27 protein-coding genes and 2 pseudogenes are annotated in these 26,100 nt (G+C 74.8%); 14 read left to right on the plus strand and 15 right to left on the minus strand.

What is annotated here, in order from left to right; genetic code table 11:
- Nucleotide 1: 1 nt before the first annotated feature.
- Nucleotides 2-382, minus strand: coding sequence for an anti-sigma factor antagonist (locus tag ACH4N1_RS19710; protein WP_398098640.1), 381 nt, complete (start codon nucleotides 380-382; stop codon nucleotides 2-4).
- 239 nt (nucleotides 383-621) lie between these two features.
- Entirely contained in the window at nucleotides 622-1,572 is a 951-nt protein-coding gene (locus tag ACH4N1_RS19715) for an NADP-dependent oxidoreductase (protein ID WP_398098641.1), read from the minus strand.
- A gap of 71 nt (nucleotides 1,573-1,643) precedes the next feature.
- Here ACH4N1_RS19715 and ACH4N1_RS19720 point away from each other — a divergent pair, with 71 nt between their 5' ends.
- Both ACH4N1_RS19720 and ACH4N1_RS19725 read left to right on the plus strand, forming a co-directional pair.
- Nucleotides 1,644-2,603 carry a GlxA family transcriptional regulator gene (locus tag ACH4N1_RS19720; protein WP_398098642.1) on the plus strand — a complete coding sequence of 320 codons (960 nt, stop codon included), beginning with the start codon at nucleotides 1,644-1,646 and terminating at the stop codon, nucleotides 2,601-2,603.
- 61 nt (nucleotides 2,604-2,664) lie between these two features.
- Nucleotides 2,665-3,513: a hypothetical protein gene (locus ACH4N1_RS19725; RefSeq protein WP_398098644.1), complete on the plus strand. Its 849-nt coding sequence runs from the start codon at nucleotides 2,665-2,667 to the stop codon at nucleotides 3,511-3,513.
- Nucleotides 3,514-3,517: 4 nt separating this feature from the next.
- On the opposite strand, the gene ACH4N1_RS19730 is transcribed toward ACH4N1_RS19725, so the two are convergent.
- Nucleotides 3,518-4,081, minus strand: coding sequence for a TetR/AcrR family transcriptional regulator (locus ACH4N1_RS19730; RefSeq protein WP_398098646.1), 564 nt, complete (start codon nucleotides 4,079-4,081; stop codon nucleotides 3,518-3,520).
- Nucleotides 4,078-4,440 (minus strand): DUF1304 domain-containing protein, encoded by a 363-nt coding sequence (locus ACH4N1_RS19735; protein ID WP_398098648.1) that lies wholly within the window; start codon nucleotides 4,438-4,440, stop codon nucleotides 4,078-4,080. The genes ACH4N1_RS19730 and ACH4N1_RS19735 overlap by 4 nt, the downstream gene beginning before the upstream one ends.
- A 109-nt stretch (nucleotides 4,441-4,549) precedes the next feature.
- On the opposite strand from ACH4N1_RS19735, the gene ACH4N1_RS19740 reads away from it, so the two are divergent.
- Both ACH4N1_RS19740 and ACH4N1_RS19745 read left to right on the plus strand, forming a co-directional pair.
- Complete coding sequence (locus ACH4N1_RS19740) at nucleotides 4,550-5,014, plus strand: pyridoxamine 5'-phosphate oxidase family protein (RefSeq protein ID WP_398098650.1); 465 nt, start codon at nucleotides 4,550-4,552, stop codon at nucleotides 5,012-5,014.
- A gap of 69 nt (nucleotides 5,015-5,083) precedes the next feature.
- Nucleotides 5,084-5,476 carry a VOC family protein gene (locus tag ACH4N1_RS19745; RefSeq protein WP_398098651.1) on the plus strand — a complete coding sequence of 131 codons (393 nt, stop codon included), beginning with the start codon at nucleotides 5,084-5,086 and terminating at the stop codon, nucleotides 5,474-5,476.
- 42 nt (nucleotides 5,477-5,518) lie between these two features.
- On the opposite strand, the gene ACH4N1_RS19750 is transcribed toward ACH4N1_RS19745, so the two are convergent.
- Nucleotides 5,519-5,815 carry a DUF4235 domain-containing protein gene (locus tag ACH4N1_RS19750; protein WP_398098653.1) on the minus strand — a complete coding sequence of 99 codons (297 nt, stop codon included), beginning with the start codon at nucleotides 5,813-5,815 and terminating at the stop codon, nucleotides 5,519-5,521.
- A gap of 59 nt (nucleotides 5,816-5,874) precedes the next feature.
- A pseudogene (locus ACH4N1_RS19755) lies at nucleotides 5,875-5,982 on the minus strand (glutathione S-transferase family protein); the annotation flags it as partial.
- 245 nt (nucleotides 5,983-6,227) lie between these two features.
- On the opposite strand from ACH4N1_RS19755, the gene ACH4N1_RS19760 reads away from it, so the two are divergent.
- Nucleotides 6,228-7,313, plus strand: a complete 1,086-nt coding sequence (locus tag ACH4N1_RS19760; protein ID WP_398098655.1) for a cation diffusion facilitator family transporter — start codon at nucleotides 6,228-6,230, stop codon at nucleotides 7,311-7,313.
- A 107-nt stretch (nucleotides 7,314-7,420) separates the two neighbouring features.
- Here the strand turns inward: ACH4N1_RS19760 and ACH4N1_RS19765 are convergent, their stop codons facing one another.
- The 3 genes from ACH4N1_RS19765 to ACH4N1_RS19775 all read right to left on the minus strand — a co-directional run bounded on the left by ACH4N1_RS19765 (nucleotide 7,421) and on the right by ACH4N1_RS19775 (nucleotide 8,733).
- On the minus strand, nucleotides 7,421-7,873 hold the full coding sequence (locus tag ACH4N1_RS19765) for a nitroreductase family deazaflavin-dependent oxidoreductase (protein WP_398098656.1): 453 nt from the start codon (nucleotides 7,871-7,873) through the stop codon (nucleotides 7,421-7,423).
- A gap of 114 nt (nucleotides 7,874-7,987) precedes the next feature.
- The gene (locus ACH4N1_RS19770) at nucleotides 7,988-8,611 is read right to left on the minus strand and encodes a LysE family transporter (RefSeq protein WP_398098658.1); all 624 of its coding nucleotides are present in this window, start codon (nucleotides 8,609-8,611) and stop codon (nucleotides 7,988-7,990) included.
- On the minus strand, nucleotides 8,608-8,733 hold the full coding sequence (locus tag ACH4N1_RS19775) for a hypothetical protein (protein ID WP_398098784.1): 126 nt from the start codon (nucleotides 8,731-8,733) through the stop codon (nucleotides 8,608-8,610). The genes ACH4N1_RS19770 and ACH4N1_RS19775 overlap by 4 nt, the downstream gene beginning before the upstream one ends.
- Between ACH4N1_RS19775 and ACH4N1_RS19780 the strand changes: the two genes are divergently transcribed.
- The 4 genes and pseudogenes from ACH4N1_RS19780 (at nucleotide 8,732) to ACH4N1_RS19795 (ending at nucleotide 12,571) form a co-directional block, all read left to right on the plus strand.
- Nucleotides 8,732-9,352 carry a DUF1348 family protein gene (locus ACH4N1_RS19780; RefSeq protein ID WP_398098779.1) on the plus strand — a complete coding sequence of 207 codons (621 nt, stop codon included), beginning with the start codon at nucleotides 8,732-8,734 and terminating at the stop codon, nucleotides 9,350-9,352. The two genes, ACH4N1_RS19775 and ACH4N1_RS19780, sit on opposite strands and share 2 nt — an antisense overlap.
- Nucleotides 9,349-9,864 carry a flavoprotein gene (locus tag ACH4N1_RS19785; protein ID WP_398098659.1) on the plus strand — a complete coding sequence of 172 codons (516 nt, stop codon included), beginning with the start codon at nucleotides 9,349-9,351 and terminating at the stop codon, nucleotides 9,862-9,864. Before ACH4N1_RS19780 ends, ACH4N1_RS19785 begins: the two co-directional genes overlap by 4 nt.
- 22 nt (nucleotides 9,865-9,886) lie before the next feature.
- A pseudogene (locus ACH4N1_RS19790) lies at nucleotides 9,887-10,068 on the plus strand (aldo/keto reductase); the annotation flags it as partial.
- 493 nt (nucleotides 10,069-10,561) lie between these two features.
- On the plus strand, nucleotides 10,562-12,571 hold the full coding sequence (locus ACH4N1_RS19795; RefSeq protein ID WP_398098661.1) for a ricin-type beta-trefoil lectin domain protein: 2,010 nt from the start codon (nucleotides 10,562-10,564) through the stop codon (nucleotides 12,569-12,571).
- Nucleotides 12,572-12,631: 60 nt separating this feature from the next.
- On the opposite strand, the gene ACH4N1_RS19800 is transcribed toward ACH4N1_RS19795, so the two are convergent.
- The gene (locus tag ACH4N1_RS19800; protein WP_398098780.1) at nucleotides 12,632-13,279 is read right to left on the minus strand and encodes a DUF4232 domain-containing protein; all 648 of its coding nucleotides are present in this window, start codon (nucleotides 13,277-13,279) and stop codon (nucleotides 12,632-12,634) included.
- 245 nt (nucleotides 13,280-13,524) lie between these two features.
- The gene (locus tag ACH4N1_RS19805) at nucleotides 13,525-15,891 is read right to left on the minus strand and encodes a SpoIIE family protein phosphatase (protein WP_398098662.1); all 2,367 of its coding nucleotides are present in this window, start codon (nucleotides 15,889-15,891) and stop codon (nucleotides 13,525-13,527) included.
- Nucleotides 15,892-16,309: 418 nt separating this feature from the next.
- Here ACH4N1_RS19805 and ACH4N1_RS19810 point away from each other — a divergent pair, with 418 nt between their 5' ends.
- From ACH4N1_RS19810 to ACH4N1_RS19825, 4 genes are all read left to right on the plus strand, one after another.
- Nucleotides 16,310-18,550 (plus strand): glycoside hydrolase family 9 protein, encoded by a 2,241-nt coding sequence (locus ACH4N1_RS19810; RefSeq protein ID WP_398098664.1) that lies wholly within the window; start codon nucleotides 16,310-16,312, stop codon nucleotides 18,548-18,550.
- A 194-nt stretch (nucleotides 18,551-18,744) separates the two neighbouring features.
- On the plus strand, nucleotides 18,745-18,990 hold the full coding sequence (locus ACH4N1_RS19815; protein ID WP_363088026.1) for a hypothetical protein: 246 nt from the start codon (nucleotides 18,745-18,747) through the stop codon (nucleotides 18,988-18,990).
- A 3-nt stretch (nucleotides 18,991-18,993) separates the two neighbouring features.
- Complete coding sequence (locus tag ACH4N1_RS19820; protein WP_398098666.1) at nucleotides 18,994-19,371, plus strand: toxin Doc; 378 nt, start codon at nucleotides 18,994-18,996, stop codon at nucleotides 19,369-19,371.
- A 483-nt stretch (nucleotides 19,372-19,854) separates the two neighbouring features.
- Nucleotides 19,855-21,501, plus strand: coding sequence for an RICIN domain-containing protein (locus ACH4N1_RS19825; protein WP_398098668.1), 1,647 nt, complete (start codon nucleotides 19,855-19,857; stop codon nucleotides 21,499-21,501).
- Between the two features lie 39 nt (nucleotides 21,502-21,540).
- On the opposite strand, the gene ACH4N1_RS19830 is transcribed toward ACH4N1_RS19825, so the two are convergent.
- Nucleotides 21,541-22,710, minus strand: a complete 1,170-nt coding sequence (locus tag ACH4N1_RS19830; protein WP_398098670.1) for a lactate 2-monooxygenase — start codon at nucleotides 22,708-22,710, stop codon at nucleotides 21,541-21,543.
- A 404-nt stretch (nucleotides 22,711-23,114) separates the two neighbouring features.
- Between ACH4N1_RS19830 and ACH4N1_RS19835 the strand changes: the two genes are divergently transcribed.
- Nucleotides 23,115-23,546: a protease inhibitor gene (locus tag ACH4N1_RS19835; RefSeq protein ID WP_398098672.1), complete on the plus strand. Its 432-nt coding sequence runs from the start codon at nucleotides 23,115-23,117 to the stop codon at nucleotides 23,544-23,546.
- A 184-nt stretch (nucleotides 23,547-23,730) separates the two neighbouring features.
- On the opposite strand, the gene ACH4N1_RS19840 is transcribed toward ACH4N1_RS19835, so the two are convergent.
- From ACH4N1_RS19840 to ACH4N1_RS19850, 3 genes are read right to left on the minus strand one after another with little or no spacing between them, the layout of a single operon-like run.
- Nucleotides 23,731-23,928 carry a CDGSH iron-sulfur domain-containing protein gene (locus tag ACH4N1_RS19840; RefSeq protein WP_363088029.1) on the minus strand — a complete coding sequence of 66 codons (198 nt, stop codon included), beginning with the start codon at nucleotides 23,926-23,928 and terminating at the stop codon, nucleotides 23,731-23,733.
- Entirely contained in the window at nucleotides 23,909-24,538 is a 630-nt protein-coding gene (locus ACH4N1_RS19845) for a HemK2/MTQ2 family protein methyltransferase (protein WP_398098673.1), read from the minus strand. The genes ACH4N1_RS19840 and ACH4N1_RS19845 overlap by 20 nt, the downstream gene beginning before the upstream one ends.
- A gap of 45 nt (nucleotides 24,539-24,583) precedes the next feature.
- Nucleotides 24,584-25,591 carry an iron-containing redox enzyme family protein gene (locus tag ACH4N1_RS19850; RefSeq protein ID WP_398098675.1) on the minus strand — a complete coding sequence of 336 codons (1,008 nt, stop codon included), beginning with the start codon at nucleotides 25,589-25,591 and terminating at the stop codon, nucleotides 24,584-24,586.
- Nucleotides 25,592-26,100 lie beyond the last annotated feature (509 nt).

Raw genomic sequence — 26,100 nt, forward strand, 5'->3', positions numbered from 1 at the left:
GTCATAACGAGCCGGACGTGGCCCCCGGCCGTTCCAGGGCCGCCTCCAGGCTGGCCGCGGGCGGCAGCAGCCGGGACAGGCCGGTGGCCCGCAGGATGCGCAGCGTCAGCGCGTGGGTGCAGACGAGGTGCAGGTCGCCGCCGTGGTCACGGACCCGGGCGCGGGCGCGGTAGAGCAGGCGCAGCCCCGAGCAGTCGAAGAACTCGATCCCGCTCAGGTCGAGCACGACGCGCGGTGCGGGGCCGGCCGTCGCGCCGTCCAGGAGGGAGCCGATCTCCGCCGCGGCAACGATGTCGATCTCGCCGCGGAACTCCAGCACCGTGTACCCCCGGTCCTCGCGGACGCGCAGATGCGGGGTGTCCGCGGCGGGTTCCTGCTGCACGACGACATCGCCTCCCACACAGCTCCACCGGTCGGGAGCCTTCAACGGCGGGGGTGCGCACGGCAGTTCCCCACCCAGCAAGTTACCCCCGATCGAGTGAATTCCAGCATGTTCGATTGACATATGTCTTCGAAATAAGGGCGTGTCTCGACCGAGTTTTTTCGTGTCGTGAACGAAGTGGTGAAGAATACCCCTACGGCGGGCGTACGCACGCCCACCGCAGGGGGAGTGACGGGCCGTCAGTCGACGGTCAGGACCAGCTTGCCGGTGGTCCGGCCGGTGTCGCCGAGCCGGTGTGCCTCGGCGGCGTCGGCCAGCGGGAACGTCCCGGCGATCGTGGCGCGCAGGCTGCCCGCCTCGACCAGCTCGGCGATCCGGCGCATCCCGGCCCGGTCGGCGTCCACGAGCATCCGCACCGCGCGCACGCCGAGCGCCTCGGCCTCCTCGAAGAACTTCCGCGACCCGACCGGCAGGATCGACACCACGACGCCGCCCGGGCTCAGCACCCGCAGCGATCCCGTCGAGGTGCTCCCGCCGATGGTGTCCAGCACCACGTCGACGTCCTTCACGGCCTCGGTGAAGTCCGTCTCCCGGTAGTCGATCACCTCGTCGGCGCCCAGGTCCCGCAGGAAGTCGTGCTTGGCCGCGCTCGCCGTGCCGATCACGTAGGCGCCGCGTTCCTTGGCGATCTGCACGGCCACGTGCCCGACGCCGCCGGCCGCCGCGTGGATCAGCACCCGCTGGCCCGCCCGGAGGTCGGCGACCTCGCCGAGCGCCTGGAGGGCGGTCAGCGACACCAGTGGCAGCGCGGCCGCCTGCACGTGGTCGATCGAGGCGGGCTTGTGCCACAGGGCGCGCACCGGGGCGGCGACGTACTCGGCGTGCGAGCCGTGGCCGTGCGGATAGGGCAGCATGCCGAAGACGTCGTCGCCGGGCGCGAAGGCGGCGACGCCGATGCCGACCTTCTCCACCGTGCCGGAGAGGTCCCAGCCGAGCGTGAACGGCGGCTTGCCGAGGAAGCCGCCCGAGGCGCGGTGCTTCCAGTCGGTGGGGTTCACCCCGGCCGCGCGCACCCGCACCAGCACCTCGTTGGGGCGCGGCTCGGGCCGCTCCACCGTCTCCACCTTCAGAACCTCGGGTCCCCCGAGGACGTCCTGTCCGATGACGCGCATCGTGCGCTCAGTACTCATGGGGCCACAGCCTGCCAGGGACCGCACACCCAGTAAATGGCATGATTGCCACTCTTCGATAAGATCGTGCCATGCACGGCAGGAAGCGGAATCCGGAACGCGTGGTCGTCCTCGCCCTGGACGGCGTCTATCCCTTCGAACTCGGCATGCCGAGCCGCATCCTCGGCGCGGCGGACGGCCGCTACGAGGTGCTGACCTGTACGGTCGACGGCCGTCCCGTGCGCACCGACGCGGACTTCACGATCGGCGTCGAGCACGGCCCCGAGGTGCTCGAGACCGCCGACACCGTCGTCGTCCCCGCCGTGTCGCCCGCGCGGGTCGGCCCCGACCTCCCCGACGAGGTCGCCGCGGCCCTCGCCCGCATCCGTCCCGGCACGCGCACCGTGTCCATCTGCACCGGCGCCTTCGTGCTCGCCGCCGCCGGCCTCCTCGACGGCCGCCGGGCCACCACCCACTGGCAGCTCGCCGACGAGTTCCGCCGGCTGTTCCCGCGCGTCGACCTCGACCCGGACGTCCTGTTCGTCGACGACGACCCGGTGCTCACCTCCGCCGGCGCCGCCTCGGGCGTCGACATCTGCCTCCACCTCGTCCGCAAGGACCACGGCAGCGACCTCGCCAACACCGTGGCCCGCCGCTGTGTCGTCCCGCCCTTCCGGGAGGGCGGGCAGGCCCAGTACATCGAGCGTCCGGTGCCCGAGACCGGCGCCGCGAGCACGGCGGCCACCCGTGCCTGGGCCCTGCGGCGCCTCGGCGAACCCCTCACCCTCGCCGACCTCGCGGCGCACGCCCGGATGAGCCTGCGCACCTTCGCCCGCCGCTTCCACGACGAGGTGGGCCTCAGCCCCGGCCGCTGGCTGATCCAGCAGCGCGTGGCGCACGCCCGGCACCTGCTGGAGGCCAGCGACCTCACGGTGGACCAGATCGCCGGCCGGGTCGGCTTCGCCACCGGCGCCTCGTTGCGCCAGCACCTGCACGCGGCGATCGGCGTCTCGCCCCAGGCGTACCGGAAGACGTTCCAGGCGGCCCGCTGAACGTTCCGGGCCCCCGCCGCGTCGCAGGAGCGCGAGGACGGTCAAAGGGACGGGAGCGGGAATGCGCACAGGACTTGTGGCGGTGACGGTGACGGCGGCCGTGGCCGTGGGATGCGGAGCCGAGGGCGAGGACCTGGTCGTCGGGGGGACCGCGCCGGCCACCCCGTACAGCGGCCCGCTCGACGTCCCCACCAGGGACGAGGACGGGAGCACCGCGCAGGCCCTGCTCGCCGTCACCGGCGCCGCGGGCCGGGCCCTGGAGTGCGAGGGCGAGATCTTCGAGGGCAACGGACCCGACGGCTGGAGCCGCGGCGACGGGGGCGACACCCCGGAGGACGGACTGCGGCTCTTCTTCACACTCTTCGCCCCCGAAGTGCCCCGCTCCGGCTACCGCGTGGAACGCCGCGAGGGCGAACGGGTGCTGTACTCCCTCGACGTCGGCGGCCGCACCAAGGTGGCCGTCGTCGTCGCCCACGACCAGAAGGGCCGGCCCGGCTGGGGCCCCGAGACCAACGCCTCCTGCGACCCGGTCGAACTCCCCGCCGGCTTCGCCGGCTCGCAGCGGTACGAGTTCTGGACGGACGCCCGGGGCGAGCGGCAGCCCGTCGCCCGCATCCACAGTTCCACCGGCCCGGAGCACTGCGACTGGGAGTCCGCGCGCTTCCTGACCCTCGGCCGCGGCGAGACGGCCACGACCTACGTCCGCGACCCCGACGGCGCCTTCGGAACCGACCTGCTGACCGCCCCGTACGACCCGGACGTGCCGCTTCCCGCCGACGCGCGCGACACCGGTTACCGGTACGGGGAAGGGCAGTTGTGGCTGACGGACGACCACAGGACGGCGTACGTCCGCACCCCCGACGGCGTCGAGGCCTGGCCCGCGGCGACGGACGGGCCGGCCTGCATGTGAGGGCTCAGCGGCTCGCGTGCAGGGCGACCAGCAACTGCCACACCTGGTCGGCGATCTCGGCGGGCCCCGCGTCCAGCAGGCCGTGCAGCCAGTCCGCCAGCACCCCGGCGAAGGTCGCGGCGACGGCCGAGGCGACGAGCGGCGCGTCGGCCGCCCCCGCCCGCTCGCGCTCCCGCAGGCTGTACGCCCGCAGGTCCCGGTGCAGCACCCGCCCCAGCGGGCCCCCGCCGCCCGGTGTCAACAGGGCGCGGTACAGCGCCGCGTGCGGGGTCAGCGACGCGAAGAACTCCGCGAGCGCCGCGGGGGCGTGCACCGGATCGGGCCGCCCCCGCCAGGCGTGCAGCGCCTCCACCGCCTCACCCACGACGTCCGCGCAGGCGTCGACGGCGAGGGCCTCCAGGTCGTCGTAGTGGACGTAGAAGGTGGCCCGGCCGACGCCGGCGCGGCGGACCAGCGCGGCGACGCCGACCTCCGCCAGCGGCCGCTCCGCGCACTCGTCGAGGAGCGCGGAACGCAGCCTCGCCCGGGTGCGGGCCGTCCGCGGGTCCTCGGGCGCGCCGCGGGTCACCGCGCGATCAGCACGGCGGCCAGGGCGAGTGCGCCGGGCAGTGCCTGCGCGACCAGGATCCGGCGGTTCGCCGTGACCGCGCCGTAGACGCCCGCGACGACCACGCAGCACAGGAAGAACACCTGGGCCCGGAAACCGGTCGGGTCACCGGCGACCAGACCCCAGACCAGGCCTGCCGCCAGGAACCCGTTGTACAGGCCCTGGTTGGCGGCCAGCGGTGCGGTCGCCCGGGCCATCTCCGCGTCGAAGCCGTGGAAGGCGCGCCCCCGCTTCCCCTGCCACAGGAACATCTCCAGCACCAGGATGTAGACATGCAGTGCGGCGACCAGCCCCACGAGAACACCGGCGACGGCTTCCATCGTCTTCCCCATTTCTTGGACAGGTGTCCACTATAGCTGGACGGGTGTCCAGGAAATCCAGCGGCCGGGGCGCCCTGCGCGGACAGCCGTCCGCGGCCACACTGGGATCATGACCTCAGCACCCGCACGCTCCCCGCGGCAGCGCAAGCACGACACCCTGCACCGGCTGGAACACGACGTCGACGCCTGGGTCGCCACCGCCGCCGAGGACGGCGCGGCCCCCCACCTGATCCCGCTCTCCTACGTCTGGGACGGCGCGACCCTGCTGATCGCCACCCCGGCCGCGAGCCGCACCGGACGGAACCTGCGCGCCACCGGCGTCGCCCGCCTCGGCATCGGCCCCACCCGGGACGTCGTGCTCGTCGAGGGTTCCGTCCTGGCGGTGGAGCCCGCCGACCTGCCGGAGGAGGACGCCGAGATCTTCGCGGCCAAGACCGGCTTCGACCCGCGCGAACTGGCCACGCCCCACCTGTACTTCTACGTCCGGCCGCGCCGGATCCAGGCCTGGCGCGAGACGGACGACCCCGCGGGACGGGAGCTGATGCGGGACGGCGAGTGGCTGATGGCCGACTGAATCCGGGGTAACCGCAGGATTCGGGGGCGGCGCGGGTCCGCCCCGCCACCTGAACCTCGCGGAGGAGACATGTCACTGGTGAAAGCGGGCATCGTGGTGCTCGACTGCGCCGAGCCCGAGAAGCTCGCCGAGTTCTACGCGGGCCTGCTGGACGCCGAGGTGACCCACGCGTCCGCCAACCTCGTGGAGATCACGGGCGCCGCCGGCACCCGGCTGGGCTTCCGGCGCGACGTCAACGCCACCCCGCCCAGCTGGCCCCGCCCCGAGGCCTCGCTCCAGGCCCATCTCGAGTTCCTGGTGGAGGACCTGGACGAGGCGGAACGCCGGATCGTGGGCCTGGCCGGGCGCCCCGTGGAGACGAAGGGCGCCGCCGGCGCGCACGAGGAACGCCAGTACGCCGATCCGGCCGGGCACTCCTTCACCCTGCGCCTGCGGCCGTCCACGGCCCCCAAGCAGAACTGAGGGCGGCGCCGCCCCGCGAAGGGGCGGCGCCGGCCGTGTCCGTCAGTCGCGGCCGCCCTTGTCCTTCGCCGGCCACACGCCGGTGGACCGTTCGATGGCCTTCGCGCCGGTACGGTCCGCCGCGCTGCGGACCGCGGCGAAGATCGCGCCCTGGATCGCCGCGGCGAGGATGACCTCCCCCCAGCCGCGGTCCCGGTCCAGGGCGTCCGGCGCGTTGTCCTCGTGACGGACGACCTTCCAGATCTTGCGGAAGGCCATTCCCGCCAGCGCGCCGCCGGCCCAGCCGAAGGCGAATCCGACGGGCTGGTAGACGAGCGGGAGCTTCTGCTTCTTTCCCACGTGTGCCTCCTGATGTTCGGGAACGGAAAGTAGGGACGGAAAAGGGGGGTGTGCGGGGGTCAGGGCCGGCCCTGCGCCGGGACCTCCTCGCCCGGTCGCACCGGACCCGGCGGCGTCCCGTCGCCGAACGACCGCCCGCCGAGCCGCTCCCGGTGGTGCGGGCTCAGCCGGTACCGGCCGGCCGCCACCGGCCATCCGTCGCGGCCGTCCGCGGTGATCCGGTCGGCGAAGCGGCTCTCGGCCCGCTCGAACGCCTGGTGCCCGTGGGCGCTGTCGCCGTCGGCCCGGCCCGCCATGGTTCCTCCCGGTCGTGGTGCGTACGTGCGTCGTTCACCGCGTTCCCCGTTTTCCGCCGACGGCACGGTATGAGTCCGCACGGCATGAGTCCGATCGGCCGGGGCAACCGGCGGAGGTGACCGGTACTTCATCGAAAACCACGACCGCGCAAGGCGCCACCTCGCGGACGGCGGCCCCGGACGCCACGACCGCGCGGGGCACGGCCCCGGACGGCGCCACGGCCCGGGGGAGGAGCGCGGGAAGCACCGCCGAGCCCGCCGCCGACCGCAGTACCCGCGTCACCGTGCTGGTGGCGCTCGCGGCCAACCTGGTCATCGCGGTCGCCAAACTGCTCGGGGGCCTGCTCGCGGGCTCGCCCGCGCTGCTGTCCGAGGCGGCGCACTCCGTCGCCGACAGCCTCAACGAGGTCTTCCTGCTCGCCGCGCTGCGCCGCAGCCGCCGCCCCGCCGACCGCCGGCACCCCTTCGGCTACGGCAAGGAACGCTTCTTCTGGTCGCTCCTCGCGGCCGTGGGCATCTTCGTCATGGGCGGCTGCTTCTCCTTCTTCCAGGGCGTCGAGGCCCTGCACGCGGACACCGAGGAGAAGTTCAGCGGCTATGTGGCCGGCCTGGTGGTGCTCGGCGTGGCCTTCCTCGCGGAGGGGGCCTCACTGCTGCGGGCCCTGCACCAGGCGCGCCGCCAGGGCGGCACCGCGGGCCTGCGCGACCCGGCCCTGCGCACGGTCCTCGCCGAGGACGGCACCGCGGTGCTCGGCGTCGCCCTGGCCGCGGCCGGCATGGCCCTGCACATGGTGACCGGCCAGGTGGTGTGGGAGGCGTCCGCCTCGCTCGCCATCGGCGCGCTCCTCGTCTGCGTCGCCTACGGCCTCGGCCGCGAGGCCCGCGACCAGCTGATCGGTGAGGCCGCCGACCCCGAGACCGCCGGCCGGATCCGCGCCCTGCTGGACGCGCAGCCGGAGATCGACAGCGTGGAGGGACTGTTCACGATGCGCACGGGCGTGGACTCGGCGCTGGTGGCCGCCCGCGTCGACCTGGTGCCGGGGATGGACAGCGAGCACGTCGAGGAGGTCGCGGTGCGCATCAAGCGCTCCCTCGCCGGTGTCGTCCCCGAGGCCGACCAGATCTTCCTCGACGTGACCGACCGCGCCTGCCGGGAGCACGACGAAAGCCCCGCCGCGACGGGGGAGCGCGGCGGGGCCTGACAAGTCGATTGCCCGGCACGGGCACGTCCATGCCTGTGGCGGGCGGATTTCTCCACGGGATCCCTCCGTGGGGGCGCCGGCCGGGCGCCCCCACGGAGGTCCGCGGGTCAGTGCGGCCGGTCCGCCGGCTCCAGGACGAACACGGGGATCTCCCGGTCCGTCCTCTCCTGGTACTCGGCGTACTGCGGGAACGCGGCGACCGCGCGCTCCCACCACCGCGCCTTCTCCTCGCCGGTCACCTCACGGGCCCTCATGTCCTGCTTCACCGGACCGTCCTGGAGCTCCACGCGCGGATCGGCCTTCACGTTGAAGTACCAGACCGGATGCTTGGGGGCCCCGCCCAGCGAGGCGACCGCGGCGTAGTGTCCCTCGTGCTCCACCCGCATCAGGGGCGTCTTGCGGATCTTCCCGCTCCTCGAGCCCACGGTCGTCAGGACGATCACGGGCTTCCCGGTGTCCATGAGCGTGGTCCCCCGGGTGCCGCCGGAGCTCTCGTACAACTCCACCTGCTCGCGCACCCACTGGGTCGGACTCGGTTCGTACTCGCCCTCGAGAGGCATGGCATCCGTCCCTTCGTCATGTCGTCGATCGGCAACCACCCTCAACACTGGCACCGGCGCGTTTCATCCGCCGCGTGACGCACCGTCGCCCCGCCGCGCTCCGGGCCGCCACGATCAGGCCACCATACGCAGAGCCAGCACGGTCATGACCGCGCTCGACCCGAGCGCGGTCAGCAGCCGCCCCCGGTGGCCGGTCAGGGCCCGGCCCAGCAGGGCGCCGCTCCCGGCGAGCAGCAGCTGCCAGCTCGCGGACGCGGCGAAGGCCGCCAGCACGAACACGCCCTGCTCCGAGGCGCGTACGGCGTCCGCGGTGCCGGTGCCGAGGACGAGCGCCGCGAAGTAGACCACGGTGGTCGGGTTCAGGAGGGTGAGGCCGAGCAGGCTCAGCCAGGCCCGCGCCGGACCCGGTGGGGGAGGGACCGTCCGGGTGGTCGGCCGGCGGGCGCGAAAGCGGCGTACGGCCGTCGTCGCGCTCCGGGCCGCGAGGGCCAGCAGCACCAGGGCCGAGGCCCAGCGCAGCGGACCGAGCACGGGGCGCAGCGCGGCGGCCAGGGCCGAGCCGCCGAGGGTGGCGAGCAGGGCGTAGAGCCCGTCGGCGGTGGCGACGCCGAGCGCGGCGCTCACACCCGTGCGCGGGGAGGTACGGGCGGTGAGGGAGACGAGGTAGGCCCCGACCGCGCCGACGGGGACGGCGATGCCGTATCCCGCGACCAGGCCGGCGACCAGCGCGGCCGTCACGGGCGTGCGGGCTCGGACCTCCGGTGGCTGCGGTGCTGCTGTCGGCCCGGCGTCACGAGGACGGCGGTGGACAGCGGCGGCAGCGGTGCGACGAGCGCGGGCATGGGCATGGGCATGGGCATGGGCAGAGCTTGCGGGTGGCGGCCGCGGCACGGCAACGCGTTTTCCGGGCCGTCGGCGCGCAGGGCCGAACGGGTGAGCGGCCGCCCCCGCCTCACCGCCCCGCCTCACCGCCCCGCCTCACCGCCCCGCCTCACCGCCCCGCCTCACCGCCCCCGCCTCACCGCTCTCGTCCCACTGCGTCCGGCTCGGTGTATCCGGCCCCGCCCGGTCCTGTCCGGTTCGGTCCCGCCCGGTCCCGCCCGGTCCGGCCCCGCCCGGTCCGGTCCGGTGGCCGAGGGCGGCCGGCTGTCCGGCTGTCCGGCTGTCCGGCCGTACGGGTGCTCAGCAGGTGCCGGGCGGCCTCCCGCGCCTGGGCGGCCGGGCGGGTGGACGCACGACGGCCACCGCGTCGCGGTCCGCTTGCCGTACGAGTCGCGGGACGTCGGCGGCCGCCGGACGCGCGGCCACGGCGACGAACCGTGGCAGTTCGACGAGCGGGGGCTGACGACCCGTCGGGAGGCGAGCATCCACGACATCCCGGTCGAGGAGCACGAGCGCCGCGTCCACGGCCCGCTCCCCGAGGCCGAACGCGGGTCGCCCCTCTCCCTTCGGCAGGGCTTCAGTAGGGTGCGCGCGTGACCGCACAGGACGAGAAACCGCCCTTCCTCTACGTCGTCGTCTGCGCCGCCGGCATCGCCGCGGACGTCGGCAGGCTGATCACCGCCGCGCAGGAGAGGGGGTGGCAGGTGGGCGTGATCGCGACGCCCGTCGCCGCGAACGGCTTCTTCGACACGGCCGCCGCCGAGGCGCGCACCGGCCGGCCCGTGCGCTCGGCCTGGCGGCGGCCCGGCGAACCGCGGCCGTTCCCCGCACCCGACGCGGTCGTCGTCGCCCCGGCCACCTTCAACACGGTCAACAAGTGGGCGGCCGGCATCGCCGACACCCTCGCCCTGGCCACCCTGTCCGAGGCGGCCGGCCTCGGTGTTCCCGTCGGCGTCCTGCCCTGCGTGAACGACGCGCTGGCCGGCCACCCCGCCTACCAGGAGAGCCTGATCCGGCTGCGTGGGATGGGCGTCCGCTTCGGCCACCCCCACGACGGCACCGGGGGCGCGGAGTTCGACTGGGAGCGGGCGCTCGACCTGATCGACTGAGACGGCCGGCGGCCGGGCCGGCCGCCTCGGCACCGACCACGTCGACCTCCACCAGATCCCCGCTTCGACCCGTACACCCCGGTCGAGGAGACGACGGAGGCCCTGCACGACCTGGTCGAGGCGGGCAAGGTGCGCTGTCCCGGGGCGAGTTCGATGTACGCCTGGCAGTTCTCCAGGATGCGGTACACCGCGGAGCGGGACGGCTGAAGGAGGCGCGGGAGCCGGCGCAGCCGTACACCGCGCACGAGGTCCCGGGACACCGAGGTCACCGCGAGCGGCGGTGCGCCGGGTGCCGCGGCCCCGAGCCGCCCGGCACCCGCCGCGTCCGGGACGGAATGCGCCCCGCAATTACCTCCCGAAAGGGACACCATTACCGCGACCGTCCCGAATGGCGATCGCCATTGACGTTCTGTCAAAAGCATTGCCTCGACGGGCAATGTGCGAAACCGTGAGATCACTTGTTCTGTCTGGTCCGCCTGTGTCAAGGTGGGGCCTTGTCGGCGCACGGAGAGCCTTTTCCCCGACTGTGCGCACGAGGCATCCCCCGTCCTCACCCCCCACACGCCAAAAGAGCCGTACCCAGCGGACGTTCGGGATGTCGAACGCTGTGCGCAGAGAACCCCGCCGCGGCGAGGACGGGTTCGCGCACCCCCTTGGTACGGACTTTATGCCGCATGTCCCCGGGAGGAATGCAGCCGTGAAAGACGCAGGCCTGTCGAAATTCTCTTCGGCGCGCCGATTCGAGGTGACGGACGAACAACTGAGCGCCGACCTCAAGGACTGGACGGGCACCTCGCCCGCGTTGCGCCCCGTCGGTGAACTGCTGGACCGGCACTGGGAGGCGGCCTTCGCCTACGCGCGGCTGTGCGCCGACGGCGAGCGTGCGGCCGGCATGCTCACCACGGCGGCCTTCACCCGGCTCTTCGGCGAGACCCTGCGGCAGGACGGGCCGACCTCCGCCTGGCGCCCCCACCTCCTGGTCACCGTGCGCCGTATCGCCGCGGAGTGGGACTCCGACGGCCGCCGGGACCTGCTCCACCCCGACCTGCGCGCCGCCGAGGACGACGGTGAACGGCCCGCCGCCCGGCTGCTGCCGCCCGTGCACCGCCGTCTGCTGTCCCGGGCGTTCCGGCGGCTGCCCCCGTCCGCGCGCTGCCTGCTGTGGCACACCGAGATCGAGGCCGAACCCCTCGCCGTCCCGGCCGGACTGCTCGGCCTGGAGGAGGAGGGCGCCCGCGTCGAACTGCGCCGGGCCCACGAGCGCCTCCGCGAGGAGTGCCTCCAGGTCCACCACGAACTCGCCGTCGACGAGGACTGCCACCGTTACCACCGGCTTCTCGACGTCGCCTGCCGCCGCGGCGGCATCGACGTCGACCCCGACCTGCGCGCCCACCTCGCCCACTGCCGGCACTGCGCGCACACCGCCGACCAGCTGGGCCGGTTCGACGCGGGCCTCGGCATCGCCCTCGCCGAGGGCGTCCTCGGCTGGGGCGCCGCCGCCTACCTGCGAGCCAGGACGGAACCCTCCGTCGACGCGCCCGCGGCGGCACCGCCCCCGCTGCGGCCGGCCTCCGTCGGCGAGGCGTTCACCGACGACACGCCCGCCGCCGCGCCCCCCGCCGCGCCCCCCGGCGGGACGGCCGGCACCGGCGAGCGGGCCGGCACCGGCGAGCGGGCCGGCACCGGCGAGCGGGCCGGGGCCCCGGCGCCGGGGCCGGAACCGCACGCCCCTTCCCCTTCCGCCTCCCCTTCCCTCTCCGGCTCCGGCTCCGGCGGGAACTCCCGCCCCGTCTCGCGCCGTTCGGCCCACAAGGCGGCCCGCCGGGCCCGGCGCCGCAATCTCGCCGTCGCCGTGCTCACCGTCAGCGGGCTGGTCGTCCTCCCGCTCGTCCTGTGGTCGGCGCTGTCCGGTGACTCCGCCCCCTCCGGCGACGGCACGGCGGCCACCCCGGCACCCGGCACGGACGCCTCCACCCCCGGCCCTTCCTGGGCGGGCGCGGGCCAGGAGACCCAGGGCACCCTGCGCGGCCGCCTGCACAACGTCGCCTCGGGGCTGTGCATCGGCATCGTCGGCACGAAGGCCGTCAAGGACGCCGAGACCGAGCTGGCCACCTGCTCCTCGGACGCGGGCCAGCAGTGGTCGTACGAGGGCGACGGGCAGCTGCGCAACACCGGCGACCCGGATCTCTGCCTCGACTCCCGCCTCGGATACTCGGTGCGGCTGTCCCCTTGCGCGGGTGCCTCGCAGCCCGGCGCCAGAAGCGTCCGCTACGACTTCACCCTCCAGGGCACGCTCGTCCCGCGCTCCAACCAGAACCTCGCCCTGGCGCCCGCCGCCACCGACGGCTCCGGAGCCCTCGTCCTGAAGAACCGCACGGACAGCGGCGCCCAGCGCTGGGTGATCGACACCTCGCAGCCGGACCCCCAGATGCAGGTCGTCAACTGGGGTGCCGACAAGGCCCTCACCGACACCCGGACCTCGACCCCGCCGGCCGCCCCCGAGACGTCGCACCCCCCGGCCCCCACGCCCACCCCGAAGCCGACCCCGACCCCGAGCACCACCCCCGCCCCCGGAACCACCGCCTGCGCATACCCCTACGGGGCCTACTGCTCGGGCGGCGGCACCCCGGACCACGGCTACGGCTACGGCGGTTACGGCTACGGCGGTTACGGCTACGGGGGCTCCGGCTCGGACGGCCGCCGCTGACGGCACGGCAGGCCGGAGCACTTGCGGGCGGCCCGGTCGTGGGCCGGGCCGGACGCCGGGTCAGGGGCCGGTGCCGGGCGCGAGCACGGTGAGCCGCACCGAGGACGCGTTGCCCGCCACGGGGACCTTCCCGCCCGTCCACGGCACCCGCAGCGGGTCCCGCTCGTCGGGCGGGGTCACCACGAGCGTCGTGGGAGTCGCCGCCTCGGCCCCGCTGACCTCCGGACTGGAGAACGTCAGCCCCGCCCACGCGCTGCGGCCCGGCGCCAGCGTCACGGTGACCGGCCCGGACCCCGGTTCCCGCCGGGGATCGGGTCCCAGTCGCCTGCCGGAGGCGTCCAGGAAGGCGGCGCCGGGGTAGCCGCGCACGGTGCACGTCCGCTCGGAGGCGTTGGTGAGGACGACGGGGAAGTTCTCCTGCCCGGCCCCGGGGTCGTTGCGTCCGACGGAAGCGCGCAGCTCCGAGGTGTGGCAGCGACCGCCCGCGGCGGGCCGGGCGGGGGAGGGCGCGGTGGAGGCGGCGGCCGGCGCCGTGGACATCCGCGCGGACGCCGGCGTCGACGGGAACGGGGACGGCGGGGACGCCGCTGACGACACCGGTGCCACCGACGACGAGGAAGCGGGCGCGGACGCGGAGCCCGTACCGTCCGCGCCGCCTCCGCCGCAGGCGCTCAGCGACCCCAGCACCGCCAGGGCACCCGCCGCCAGAACGGCCGGACGCCGTCCCCGCCGCGACCGGCGCGCCGGGAACGGGCGTGCCCGGGACGACCGGGCCGGGGACGGGCCCGCCGGGGACGGGCCCGCCGGGTCCGTGGACGACCGGTCCGTGTGCGCCAGAGCCGCATCTGCCATCGCTCCACCCTCCGATGCCGCGTCACCCGCTCCGGGTACCTGGAGCGGGTGCCCGCCGGGGCACGGCCGACACGCCGCTCGTCCGCCGGCCCGTGACGCTCTCAGTCGTCCTCGAGCAGTCCCAGCTCCGCCCAGATCGTCTTGCCCTCCGCGTTGTGCCGGCTGCCCCAGCGCTGGGTGAGCTGGGCCACCAGCAGCAGCCCCCGGCCGCCCTCGTCGAACGTCTTCGCCCGGCGCAGGTGCGGCGCGGTGTGGCTGGTGTCGGAGACCTCGCAGATCAGGGTGGTCGCATCATGGATCAGCCGCAACCGGATGGGCTTGGCGCCGTACCGGATGGCGTTGGTGACCAGCTCGCTGACCACCAGCTCCGCCGTGAACGAGTGCTCGCTCAGTCCCCAGCGCCCGAGCTGCTCGACCACCTGCCTGCGGATCGGCGCGACGAGCGCGGGGTCCGCGGGGATGTCCCAGGTGGCGACCTGCGAGGAGGGCAGCCCGCGGGTGCGGGCGAGCAGCAGGGCCACGTCGTCGGAGGCACCGCCCTGCGGCAGCAGGGCGTGCAGCACCCGGTCGCAGGTCTCGTCGAGGGATTCCGAGTACGCGGCGAGGGCCTTGTTCAACATCCGCAGACCGGTGTCCGCGTCCCGCTCGCCGGACTCGATCAGGCCGTCCGTGTAGAAGGCCAGCACACTGCCCTCGGCCAGCTCCAGCTCGGCCGACTCGAAGGGCAGTCCGCCGACCCCCAGGACGGGACCGGCGGGCAGTTCGACCCGGCGCGGCTCCCCGTCCGGCCGCAGCAGCACCGGCGGGGGGTGCCCGGCCCGGGCGAGCGTGCAGCGCCGGGACACGGGGTCGTACACCGCGTAGAGGCAGCTCGCGCCCACTTCGCCGGGGTTGCCCTCGCCGCCGGCCTCCTCCGACAGCCGTACGACGAGGTCGTCGAGGTGGGTGAGCAGCTCGTCGGGGGCCAGGTCGATGTCGGCGAGTGTGCGCACGGCGGTCCGCAGCCGGCCCATCGTGGCGGAGGCCTGGATGCCCTGTCCGACCACGTCCCCGACGACCATGGCGACCCGCATCCCGGACAGCGGGATCACGTCGAACCAGTCGCCGCCCACCCCGGTGCGGGCGGCCGGCAGATAGCGGGACGCGGCGTCGACGGCGAGGGTGTCCGGCAAGCTGCGCGGGAGCAGGCTGCGCTGCAGGGCGAGGGCCGTGTCCCGTTCGCGGGAGTACCGGCGGGCGTTGTCGATGCAGACGGCGGCCCGGGCGGTGATCTCCTCGGCGAGCAGCACGTCGTCCGGGGTGAAGGGGTCCGGCCGCCGGTACCGGGTGAAGACCGCCACCCCGAGCGTCACGCCGCGCGCCTTCACCGGTACGGACATCGTGGCGTGGACGCCGAACTCGCGGACCCGTTCACCGCGCGGGGCGTCCCGGGTCAGCCAGGCGTCGAGCCCTTCCCCGGAGACGACGACGGTGCGCCCCGCCGTCAGGGAGTCGGCCTGCGGCGATCCCGCCGGGTACTCCTGGACCTCGCCGGGCTCGGCCACGGCTATCGAGCCGACGGGATCGACCGAGTGGTGAGCGGCACGGCGCAGGCCCAGCGGAGCGGCGAGCCGGGCCCGCGGATCCGCTTCCTCCCGCGGGTCCAGCAGGTCGACGCTGACGAAGTCGGCGAGCGCGGGCACACAGACCTGGGCCAGCTCCTGGGCCGTGCGGGTGACGTCGAGGGTGCTGCCGATCCGCACACTCGCCTCGTTGACCAGTTGCAGCCGCTCGCGGGCGAGGTGGTTCTCGGTGAAGTCGTGCGCGGCCAGGCACACCCCGCGCACGCGGCCCGAGGCGTCGGTGACCGGCGCGAACCTGGCCAGCCAGGCGTGCGCGCGCTCCTCGCCGCCGGTGCGCGTGTGGATCTCGACGTCCCGCGCCCGCCCGTCGGCGAGCACCCGGAGCATGTGCTCCTCCAGTTCCGCGCTCTGCGGCCGGCCGCCGATCTCGGAGGCCCTCAGACCCCTGACACGCTCCTCGGGCAGTCCGATGACCTCGGCCATGGCGTCGTTGATCCGGACCAGCCGCAGCCGCTCGTCGTAGACGGCGACCGCGCACGGCGACTGCGTCAGCGCTGCCGTGGCCAGGGTGTCGTCGGGGGAGCGCGCGCCGGCACGGGGGAGCGGGGCCACGACGAGCCAGGTGGCCGGGGCGCCGTCGCGGGGCGGGCGGTGGTGGGCGAGCAGCCAGACCCGTACGGACCGGCCGTCCCGGTGGCGCAGGGCGAGCGTGCCGTCCCAGCGGGGGGCGGCGGCCGCGGGGAGGGCCCCCTCGGCCAGCAGCTCACCGGCGGGCCGTCCCACGACCTCGGCCGGGGCCCAGCCCAGCAGGGCCCGCGCACCCTCGTTCCACCCGACGACCGTGCTGGTGTCGTCGATGACCACCCGGGCCGTCGCGGCCTCGTCGAACGGGTACTCCGGGCTCATCGTCGCCACTCCATCGCGGGAACTCACAGTGAACGGGCGCGCCACGTCCGCTCCAGCCTAGGCCCTGTCGCCGCCTTCCCGCCTGCCCCGCGACGCCGCGCCCGCCCTCTTCGGACGGGCGGCGGGAAGGCGGGCGGCGGGAAGGTGACGGCGGGGCCGGGGCCTCTCCTTCGGACCGGGCCGGGCGCGCGGGGGCCGGCCCGGTCCGAACGGAAGACCCCGGGGGTCCGTCACCGCCGGCACGCCGAAAGGAACCGGCCGGATCCGGGCGGGGCGGGCGGCCGTGCCGGGCAAGCCGTCCCGTCCGAACCGTTGACGGGGTGTCATGACTGCAACAAACATGTCCTCCGACCGTCATTGGGAGCGCTCCCATCGCACTGTTGCGGAGCGTTGCCGCCCTTCCCGGAGGAGCCCGGACGTGAAACGACGCAGAACCACCCTGCTGTCCCTGGCGGCCCTGCTGGGCGCGGCCCTCACCGCGCTGCCCGTGCCGCAGGCCGGGGCCGAGGAGGTCGAGCAGATCAAGAACGGCGCCTTCGACGCAGGCGCCGACGCGTGGTGGTCCAGCAACGTCACCGCCGCCCCGTCGGAGGGCCGGCTGTGCGCGGACGTGCCGGGCGGCACCGTCAACCGCTGGGACTCCGCCGTCGGGCAGGGCGGCATCACCCTGGTCGCGGGGGAGACCTACCGGTTCTCCTTCAAGGCGTCCGGCGTGCCCGAGGGGCACGTGGTGCGGGCGATCGTCGGCCAGGCCGTCGCGCCGTACGACACCTGGCAGGAGGCGAGCCCGGTGCTGGGCGAGTCGGCCGGGTCGTACTCCTACACCTTCACCTCGCAGGTCGACTCCGCCGAGGGCCAGGTGGCCTTCCAGGTCGGCGGCAGCGCCGATCCGTGGCGGTTCTGCCTCGACGACGTGTCCCTGCTGGGCGGAGTGCCGCCGGAGGTGTACGAGCCGGACACCGGGCCGCGGGTGCGCGTCAACCAGGTCGCCTATCTGCCCGCCGGCCCGAAGAACGCCACCCTCGTCACCGACGCCACCGGGAAGCTGCCCTGGCAGCTGAGGAACGCCGCCGGGGCGACCGTCGCACGCGGCTGGACCGTGCCGCGCGGCCTCGACGCCTCCTCCGGGCAGAACGTCCACTCCGTCGACTTCGGCGCCTACCGCACCCGCGGCACCGGCTTCACGCTGGTCGTCGACGGCGAGACCAGCCACCCCTTCGACATCGGCACGGCCGCCTACGAACGGCTCCGCCTGGACGCCGTCAAGTACTACTACCCGCAGCGCAGCGGCATCGCGATCCGCGACGACCTGCGGCCCGGCTACGGCAGGGCCGCCGGTCACCTCGGCGTCGCCCCCAACCAGGGCGACACCGTGGTGCCGTGCCAGCCGGGCGTGTGCGACTACACGCTGGACGTCTCCGGCGGCTGGTACGACGCCGGCGACCACGGCAAGTACGTCGTGAACGGCGGCATCGCCACCTGGGAGCTGCTCAGCACCCACGAACGCGCCCTGACGGCCCGCACCGGCGACCCGGCGAAGCTCGGCGACGGCACCCTCGCGCTCCCCGAGAGCGGCAACAAGGTGCCGGACGTCCTCGACGAGGCCCGCTGGGAACTGGAGTTCCTGCTGAGGATGCAGGTGCCGGACGGCCGGCCGCTGGCCGGCATGGCACACCACAAGGTCCACGACGAGCAGTGGACCGGCCTGCCGCTGCTGCCGGCCGACGACCCGCAGAAGCGCGAACTGCACCCGCCCACCACCGCCGCGACCCTGAACCTGGCCGCGACCGCCGCCCAGGCGGCCCGCCTGTACAAGCCCTACGACAAGGCCTTCGCCGCCCGCGCGCTGACCGCCGCCCGCAAGGCCTATGCGGCCGCCCTCGCCCACCCCGCCGTGTACGCGGACCCGGCCGACGGCACCGGCGGCGGCGCCTACAACGACGACGACGTCACCGACGAGTTCTACTGGGCGGCCGCGGAGCTGTACCTCACCACCGGTGAGCGGCAGTTCGCCGACCACGTCCTGAACTCCCCGGTGCACACGGCCGACATCTTCGTCCCCCGGGGCTTCGACTGGTCGAGGACCGCCGCCGCGGCCCGCCTCGACCTCGCGACCGTCCCCAGCCGCCTGCCCGGCCGCGACGCGGTGCGCCGCTCGGTCGTCAAGGGCGCGGACGCCTACCTGGCGACGCTGCGCGGCCAGGCGTACGGGATGCCGTACGCGCCGGAGGACAACCGCTACGACTGGGGCTCCGCCCACCAGGTCCTCAACAACGCCGTGGTCGTCGCCACCGCCTACGACATCACCGGCGCCTCGAAGTACCGCGACGGAGCCGTCCAGGCGATGGACAACATCCTCGGCCGCAACGCGCTGAACATCTCCTACGTCACCGGCTACGGCGATGTCGCCGCCCACCAGCAGCACAGCCGCTGGTACGCCCACCAGCTCGACCCCAAGCTGCCGAGCCCCCCGGACGGCACGCTCGCGGGCGGTCCGAACTCCAGCATCCAGGACCCTCTCGCCCAGGCGAAACTGGGGGGCTGCGTCGGGCAGTTCTGCTACATCGACGACATCCAGTCCTGGTCGACGAACGAGACGGCGATCAACTGGAACGCGGCCCTGGCCCGGATGGCCTCCTTCGTGGCCGACCAGGGATAGCGGGCGGCGAGAGCCGACCAGGGATAGCGGCCGGCGAGAGAGGCCGCGGACCGACCGCGTGCGACCGAACGGTGTCCGAGCCTGCCCGGAAAAGACCGGTGACAGGATCGCTCGGACACCGTTCGGTACCGCCTTCCCATTGGTTCGACCAGGGGATATTTACGCGTCAGTACCCGAGCGGTACCGTGAAGGACATGCCAGCCCTCAATGTGGAATTCAGCGATCGCGAGCTGGAGGACCTGCGGCAGATCGCCAAGGAACGCGGTACGTCGATGAAGGCGCTCGTCCGGGAGGCCGCCGCCGCCGACATAGCCAGGCACCGGGCGCTCCAGGAGGGGGCGGAGGCCTTCCGCAGGTTCTTCGCCACCCACGCCGACGAGTTCGCCGCGGCGTTCCCCGACGACGAGGCGCCCGTCAGGGGCGAGGGGCGGGTCGCCTGACCGATGACCCCAGTCATCCACATCGACGTGCCCTGGCTGCTCCAGCGCCACGAAGAGGTCCTCCCGGACCAGCCGACCATCAACGACTTCTCCGCCCTCGTCGCCGCCGTCGCCCGCCACCGGGTCGACCCGCCGCGGCTCGGCGTGGACTCCGACCCGGCCTGGCGGGCCGCCGCGCTGCTGCACACCCTCGCGCTGCTCAAGCCCCTGCCCTCGGCCAACGCCCGCTTCGCCAGCGCGACGGCGGTGGCCTACATGTTCGTCAGCGGCGTCGGCATCGACCCGCCCTACGGCGCCCTCGTCGACCTGACCCGCGACCTGATCGACGGCAGGACCGACGTCTACGGCGCGGCCGACCGGCTGCGGTCCTGGCAGATCTGAGGGAGGGGCCTTCCCGGACCCGCCGGCCGAGGGCGGGAGGAACAGGGCCGGCGGCCGTTTCGCGCGAGGAGAGCCGCCGTCCCGCGCGTGGCCTCCGAGGAAGGGCCGCTCCCGGTCCACCACGCGCCGCGCACGCCGGGGACGTGTCCGCCGCACCGCCGCGTGCGCGCGCTTCGCACGGGGCGCGCGGTGGCACGGGACCCGGGAGGACGCGCCGGCCGGGGGAGGGGAGAGCCGCGACCGGTGAAAGCGGGCGGCGCACCGGGACAGCCGGAACCGGCGAAAGCGGGATGCAACGGGCGCCTCCTGTCGACATCTTTTCAACAGTGGCCGGGAACCTCCGGCGGCTTGTTGCGCGCGACTCGGTTGTGCGAAGGTGAGCCACTCGTGCGGGGGCCGGGACCGGGTGTCCCGTGTTCGCCGGCGGAGGCGAACACGTGCTCCCGCCGCGCCGGACAGGTACGTACCGAAGGAAGCCGCACCGTGCTCACCCCCCAGCCCCCTCGCCCGCCCTACCCCCCGCCCGGCCCGGGACCCGGGGAATCCGACGAGTCCCTCGCCGCGGGGACCCGCGGGGGGACGGACGACGAGGTGGCCCGGTCCGTCGCGATGCTCATCGCGCGGCACTGGCAGCCGGTGCACGACTACGCGGTGATCTGCCTCGCCTCGTCCACCGGCGTCGCCTCCATGGTCACCACCGCCGCCTTCCACCAGGTCCTCGACCGGCTGAAGCTGGGCGAGCCCGGCACCGCGCTGCGCCCCCGCCTCCTGCTCACCGTGCGCGACACCGTCCGCCGGTGGGCCGCCGACGAGGCGCTCTCCGGAGCCCTGCCCGACCTCGGCAAGCCGGCCGGCGCCCGGGGGATGAAGGCCGCCGGCTCCCTGACCCCCGAGAACCGGCTGCTCACGCAACGCGCCTTCGAGGGCCTGCCCCCGGTCGCCCGCTGCGTGCTCTGGCACACCGAGGTCGAGGCCGAACGCGTCACCGTCGCCGCCGGCCTGCTCGGCATGGACACCGACACCGTGACCGCCGTCCACGAACAGGCCCGGGACAAACTGCGCGAAGGCTGCGTCCGCGCCCACCGGGACCTCGCGCCCGGCAAGGAATGCCGGTTCTACAACCGTCTCCTCGACGTCCCCATAGGCCGCGGCGGCGACCTCCTGCCGGACGTCCGCCGGCACCTGGACGCCTGCCGCTACTGCCGCGCCGCGGCGGAACAACTCGGTCACTTCGAGGGCGACCTGGGGATCCTGCTCGCCGAGGCGGTCCTGGGCTGGGGAGCCCGCCGCTACGTCGAGTCCCGGCCCGGCCGCGCCGACCGGCAGCCCGTGCGCCTGCGCGGCTCCGCCCGGCACCGCGGCGGCCGCCCCCGCGGCACGCGCCGCGCCGCAGCACTGTTCACCCGCACCCCCGGGTCCGGCCGCCGCGAACCCGGCGCCGGCCCGCGTTCCCCACGAGCCCTGGTCACGGGCGTCGGCCTCGCCGGGGCCGGTCTGCTCACCACCCTGCTCGCCGCCGGCCTGTGGACCGACGACGGCACCGCCGACCCGGCCGCCTCCCCGGTCGGCGGCACCGCCTCCTCCGACGCCGGGTCCCGGGCCGCCCCCACGGTCCCCTCGGGCCCCGACGCCGCCCAACTCCCCGGCGCCCCGCGGCAGACCCGGCTGCGCGACCTCGCCGCCGACCTGTGCCTGGACGTCCGGGGCGAGGCGAGGGCGGGCGCCGCCCTGGAGCTGGCGGACTGCTCGGGCGACCGGTCCCAGCAGTGGTCGTACGAGGAGGACGGACAACTGCGCAGCCTGGCCGAGCCGCAGCTGTGCGTGGACTCCCACGCGGACGCCGGCGTCGTCATCCTGGAGGCGTGCACGGGCGCCGACGCCCCGCGCGCCGACGACGTCCGCTACGACCTCACGCCGCGGGGGGAGTTGCTGCCCCGCTGGAGCGACTCCCTCGCCCTCGCCCCGGCCGGCACGGACCCCGGTGCGGACGTCGTCGTCAAGGTCCGCGACCGCTCCGACGGGCAGCGCTGGCAGACCGACGCGGTCCCCGCCGCCACCGGCTCGCTGTCGATCACCGGCACCGGGCAGCCCGCGGCACGGCCCGTCGAACTGCCGGACGGCACCGCCTGAGCGACGTGCCCGCCGGACCTCGGCCCGGACCCCCGGCCGTCACCCGGCGCTCTCCTCCAGGTCCGCCGGGCCGACGGTCGCCGGGCCGGCGTGACCGGACAGGGCCAGCGTGAGGTCCAGTTCGGCGAGCAGGCACCGGATCACGTGCTCCACGCCGGACTGTCCGTCCAGACCGAGGCCGTAGACGTACGGCCGGCCCAGGAGCACCGCCCGGGCGCCGAGCGCGAGCGCCTTGAACACGTCGGCGCCGCCGCGCACCCCGCTGTCGAACAGCACGTCCAACCGGTCGCCGACCGCCGCCGCGACCCGCGGCAGCGCGTCGGCGGCGGCGACCGCACCCGCCACCTGCCGACCGCCGTGGTTGGAGACCACCACGCCGTCCATGCCGGCGTCGGCGGCCAGCCGGGCGTCGTCCGGGTGCAGCACGCCCTTCAGCACGATGGGCCCGTCCCAGTGCTCCCGCAGGAACGCCAGGTCCGGCCAGGTCCTGCCGGGGTCCGCGAACAGGTTCACGAAGTGTGTCACCGCCGCGTTCGGGTCCTCCCGCACCGGCTTGGCCAGACCCGCCCGGAAGGCCGGATCGGTGAAGTAGTTGGCGGTGCCCACCCCGTGCAGGAACGGCAGGTACGCCCGGTCGAGGTCCCGCGGCCGCCAGGCGAGCAGCGGAGTGTCCAGGGTGACGACCAGCACCGAGAAACCCGCCGCCCGCGCCCGGCCCAGGAAACTCCGCACCACCTCACGGTCCTTGGACCAGTACAGCTGGAACCAGCGCTCGGCGTCCCCCATCGCGGCCGCGACCTCCTCCATCGGCGTGCTCGACGCCGAGGACAGGACGAACGGCACGCCCTGCGCGGCGGCGGCCCGCGCCGCCGCCGGCTCGGCCTCCGGATGCACGATCGACAGCACGCCCACCGGCGCCAGCGCCACCGGCGCGGGCAGCGAGCGCCCGAACACCTCCACCGACAGATCGCGCTCGGCCACGTCCCGCAGCATCCGCGGCACGATCCGACGGCGCTCCAGGGCCGCCCGGTTGGCACGGGCGGTGCTGCCGTCACCCGCGCTGCCCGCCACGTAGCCCACCGGTCCGGGACCGAGCCGCCGTTCGGTCAGCTCCTCCAGCCGGCCCAGGTCGGTGGGCAGCCGGGGCACCGCGCCCGTCATGCCGTTCAGATAGATCTCGTACTGGAAGTCCGCCCAGTGCCTGGCCATCCGTACGCCCCGCCTCTCGTCGTCGAGCCGCGCTCCACGGCGACCATACCGGCCGGTACGAGAGGGGCGGACGACGGCTCGGAGGGCGCCGGACAGGGCCCGGGGGCCGGCGGCCGCCGCCTCGCGGAGGAGGCGCGCCGGTCCGCGGGGAACGTTTCCGGACGATTGACGAGCCTACGGAAACCGGACACCCCGGCCGGTGAAGGGATCATGAAGCGCTTACCCGGACGGTTGGAACGTTCGAATTCCGTTACTTCGCGCCACTGATTCAACACGCAAGGTTACTGAAACCCGTGGGGTCGATGTGAGTTCCGGCCGCGGAGTCGGCAGACTCGCGCTCGTCGCGTTCGGCACCGACCGAGCCGGACCGGCACACCCTCGAAACGAGCGGAAGGATGCACACAATGCGGAACACCGCGCGCTGGGCAGCGACCCTCGGCCTCACGGCCACCGCAGTCTGCGGACCCCTCACCGGGTCCGCGCTCGCCGCCCCGGCCGCCCCGGCCTCGCTCTACGCCCCGTCGGCCCTGGTGCTGACCCTCGGCCACGGAGAGAGCGCCGCCGCCGTCAACCCGGCCCGTGCCGTCACCCTCACCTGTGCGCCGGGACCCTCCGGCAGCCACCCCGCCCCCGCCCCGGCCTGCGCCGAACTGCGGGCGACGGCCGGCGACCTCGAGGTGCTGGCCGACCCGGGTGACGCCTGGTGCACCAGGGAGTACGACCCGGTGGTCGTCACCGTCGACGGCGTGTGGCAGGGCAAGCGCGTCTCCTACGAGCGCACCTTCTCCAACGAATGCGTGAAGAACTCCTCCGGGAGCGTCCTCTTCGCGTTCTGAGACCGGGGTCGCGTGGCTCCGTGGGCAATGCGAACGGCTCGTGACGTGGGGAGTGCGAGCCACTGACACGGACAACCACGGCGATCCCGCGACCAGGGGCCGGCCGGGCGGAGTGGGGCCGCCCGCCGGCCCCTGGCACATGGGTGCGAAGCACCGCGGAGCGGACCGGGGTCCTTCGTCCCGATCAGGCCCGGTCGCGGTGACTCGTGTCGCACCACGGGTAACGGCGGCTGCGCCGGCAGGTGCACAGGGCGACCCGGAAACGGTCGGAGACGACCGTGGAACCGTCCTCCAGTTCCACCTCGACGGGCCCCTCGACGAGCAGGGGCCCCTTGCGCTGCACACGGAGCCGACACGGCCGGTCAGCGGGGGAGTTCGGCACGGACCACCACCAGTTCCTCGTTGTCCTCGTCACCGGACAGCAGGCCCCGCCGCCGCAGCCACTCCTCCCGCGAGCGCAGGACCGGCCCGAACGGAATGCGGCGCCTGCGCGTCACGGACGCCTTCAGGTCCGCCGCGCGCAGATGCCGGACGGTCCGGTCCGGATCGCTCAGCGCGGAGTGCACCAGCAGCAGCACCCCGCCCGGCCGCAGCAGCCCCGGCACCTCGCGGCAGATCCGGTCCAGCACCAGCCGGCCGTCGCCGCCCGCGTCCCAGGCGCGGGCCGGTCCGCGCGGCGCGCGGCCGCCGGCCGGAGCGGGCACGTACGGCGGGTTGGCCAGGACCAGGTCGAAGGTCCGGTCGCGCACCGGTTCGAAGAGGTTCCCGCGCAGTACGCGCACCGGCAGCCCGGCCCGCCGCGCGTTCCAGCGGGCGGCGTACACCGCTCGCCGGGACACGTCGACGGCGGTCACGCGGGTCCCGAGCCGCGCGGCCTCCAGGGCCAGTGCGCCGGAGCCGGTGCCGACGTCGAGGACGTCGGCACCCGGCGACAGAGGTTCTTCGGACAACGCCCCGGCCAGCAGGTCGGTGTCCTCCTGAGGGGCGTACACGCCCGGAAGCACCAGCGGATTCACGGCCGCCGAGTACCCCGGCAATCAAGAAATATGAGCTATTTCGGAATGCAGGGGCGTGCGCAGCGAGGAACGGCCGGCGCGCCAGGAGGCGAGCAGCCGTGCCGCCAGCCGGTCCTCCAGCAAGGTGGTGACGCCGACGCCGAACGCCACGTCGGCGGCGAGATGCGGCTCCTCCTCCAGCAGACCGCCGATCACGTCGTGCCGTACGACCTGCTCGTGCACCGCGTCGGCCTCGACGTGCTCGTCGTAGAAGTGCACGGCGGCCGGACCGGCGTCCGCGCGGCGCATCGCCTCCGCGAGCCGCCGGGAACCCGGAGAGGAGGTGATCTCCACCGTCGCGAAGTGACCGACCAGCGCGCCGCGCAGACCGCGGTGCAGGCCGAGCAGCGACATGACGTTGACCGTGGCCAGCGTCTCGGCGCACGCCGCGTCCAGGTAGCGGCCGTACGTGGTGTCCAGGCCGAGGTCCGCCATCAGGTCCGCGAACAACCGCGCGTGCACCCGGTCGGGGTGGCCGCCGCCGTACTCGTCGAACTCCACCGCCGCCATCCCCGCCTTGGCGCGCCCCCACAGCCTCGGCAGCACCCAGGCGTGCGGGTCGGCCTCCTTGAGGTGGTAGAGGGAACGCTGGGCCGCGTACTCGCGCAGCTGCCACAACTCGCCCTCGTCGCGCAGGAAGTGGGAGACACCGCTGCCGTCCACCGGCTCGACCAGCAGTTCCGCGAGCGCGTCCTCGACGGTGTCGTGAACCGGAGTGTCGGCGCGCAGGGCGGTCAGGAAGCGGTGTTCGAGCGCGGCGCGCAGCCGCAGCAGGTCGGGGTCCCACTCCAGGTCGGCGCTCACCCCGGCGAAGCCGCGGTAGTGCAGCTCGTAGCAGAGGTAGAGGGCCAGCTGGAGGTCGTCACCGTACGCGGGCGTGCCCGTCGGCGCCCCGGCGGGCGGCAGGGGGCCCGCGCCCAGCAGGTACTCCCGGACAGCCGCGGAGAGGGGGCCGCGGGCGGCGGGCAGCCGTGGTCCTTCGTGTGCCATGGGCGCCGGGTACCCCCCTGGCCGCCGGTCACCCGCCGGAGTCGAGCGAGCCCGGAGGGGTGTTCGGCACCGCGGGAGCCCGGGCCCCGGAGCCGGCCCCGACCACCTCGACGACCGGCGGGGCCGGGACCGGTCGCACTGCACGGGGCGGGCGACGGGCGCCCACCTGGCCGGGTCACGCGGGCGCTCGCCGGGCGGCCCCGGGGGCACCGCCCGGCTGAGCCGCCACCGGGCCTGCCACCGGGCCTGCCACCGGGCCTGCCGACCGGGCCTGCCACCGGGCCTGCCGACCTGGCCTGCCGACCGGGCCCGCCGACCTGGCCTGCCACCGGGCCCGCCGACCGGGCCCGCCACCGGGCCCGCCGGTCGAGTCGGTCGGGTGGGCCCCCGTCGGGCGTCCGTCCGGTCGAGGTGCCGCGCCGACCCCGTCGGGTCGCCCCTGGTCGAGCCCGTCGGCCGAAGCCGCCGGTCGAGCCGCCAGGCCGGCCTTGCGGCCTTGCGGCCTTCCG

The sequence above is a fragment of the Streptomyces sp. NPDC017202 genome (assembly GCF_044331705.1).
GTDB lineage: Bacteria > Actinomycetota > Actinomycetes > Streptomycetales > Streptomycetaceae > Streptomyces.

Bases quoted from the DNA above. Each gene is read 5' to 3' on its own strand.
- ACH4N1_RS19715 (WP_398098641.1), bottom strand. From the start codon at position 1,572: ATGAGTACTGAGCGCACGATGCGCGTCATCGGACAGGACGTCCTCGGG.
- ACH4N1_RS19720 (WP_398098642.1), top strand. From the start codon at position 1,644: ATGCACGGCAGGAAGCGGAATCCGGAACGCGTGGTCGTCCTCGCCCTG.
- ACH4N1_RS19725 (WP_398098644.1), top strand. From the start codon at position 2,665: ATGCGCACAGGACTTGTGGCGGTGACGGTGACGGCGGCCGTGGCCGTG.
- ACH4N1_RS19735 (WP_398098648.1), bottom strand. From the start codon at position 4,440: ATGGAAGCCGTCGCCGGTGTTCTCGTGGGGCTGGTCGCCGCACTGCAT.
- ACH4N1_RS19740 (WP_398098650.1), top strand. From the start codon at position 4,550: ATGACCTCAGCACCCGCACGCTCCCCGCGGCAGCGCAAGCACGACACC.
- ACH4N1_RS19745 (WP_398098651.1), top strand. From the start codon at position 5,084: ATGTCACTGGTGAAAGCGGGCATCGTGGTGCTCGACTGCGCCGAGCCC.
- ACH4N1_RS19765 (WP_398098656.1), bottom strand. From the start codon at position 7,873: ATGCCTCTCGAGGGCGAGTACGAACCGAGTCCGACCCAGTGGGTGCGC.
- ACH4N1_RS19780 (WP_398098779.1), top strand. From the start codon at position 8,732: ATGGGCAGAGCTTGCGGGTGGCGGCCGCGGCACGGCAACGCGTTTTCC.
- ACH4N1_RS19775 (WP_398098784.1), bottom strand. From the start codon at position 8,733: ATGCCCATGCCCATGCCCATGCCCGCGCTCGTCGCACCGCTGCCGCCG.
- ACH4N1_RS19805 (WP_398098662.1), bottom strand. From the start codon at position 15,891: ATGAGCCCGGAGTACCCGTTCGACGAGGCCGCGACGGCCCGGGTGGTC.
- ACH4N1_RS19815 (WP_363088026.1), top strand. From the start codon at position 18,745: ATGCCAGCCCTCAATGTGGAATTCAGCGATCGCGAGCTGGAGGACCTG.
- ACH4N1_RS19820 (WP_398098666.1), top strand. From the start codon at position 18,994: ATGACCCCAGTCATCCACATCGACGTGCCCTGGCTGCTCCAGCGCCAC.
- ACH4N1_RS19830 (WP_398098670.1), bottom strand. From the start codon at position 22,710: ATGGCCAGGCACTGGGCGGACTTCCAGTACGAGATCTATCTGAACGGC.
- ACH4N1_RS19835 (WP_398098672.1), top strand. From the start codon at position 23,115: ATGCGGAACACCGCGCGCTGGGCAGCGACCCTCGGCCTCACGGCCACC.
- ACH4N1_RS19850 (WP_398098675.1), bottom strand. From the start codon at position 25,591: ATGGCACACGAAGGACCACGGCTGCCCGCCGCCCGCGGCCCCCTCTCC.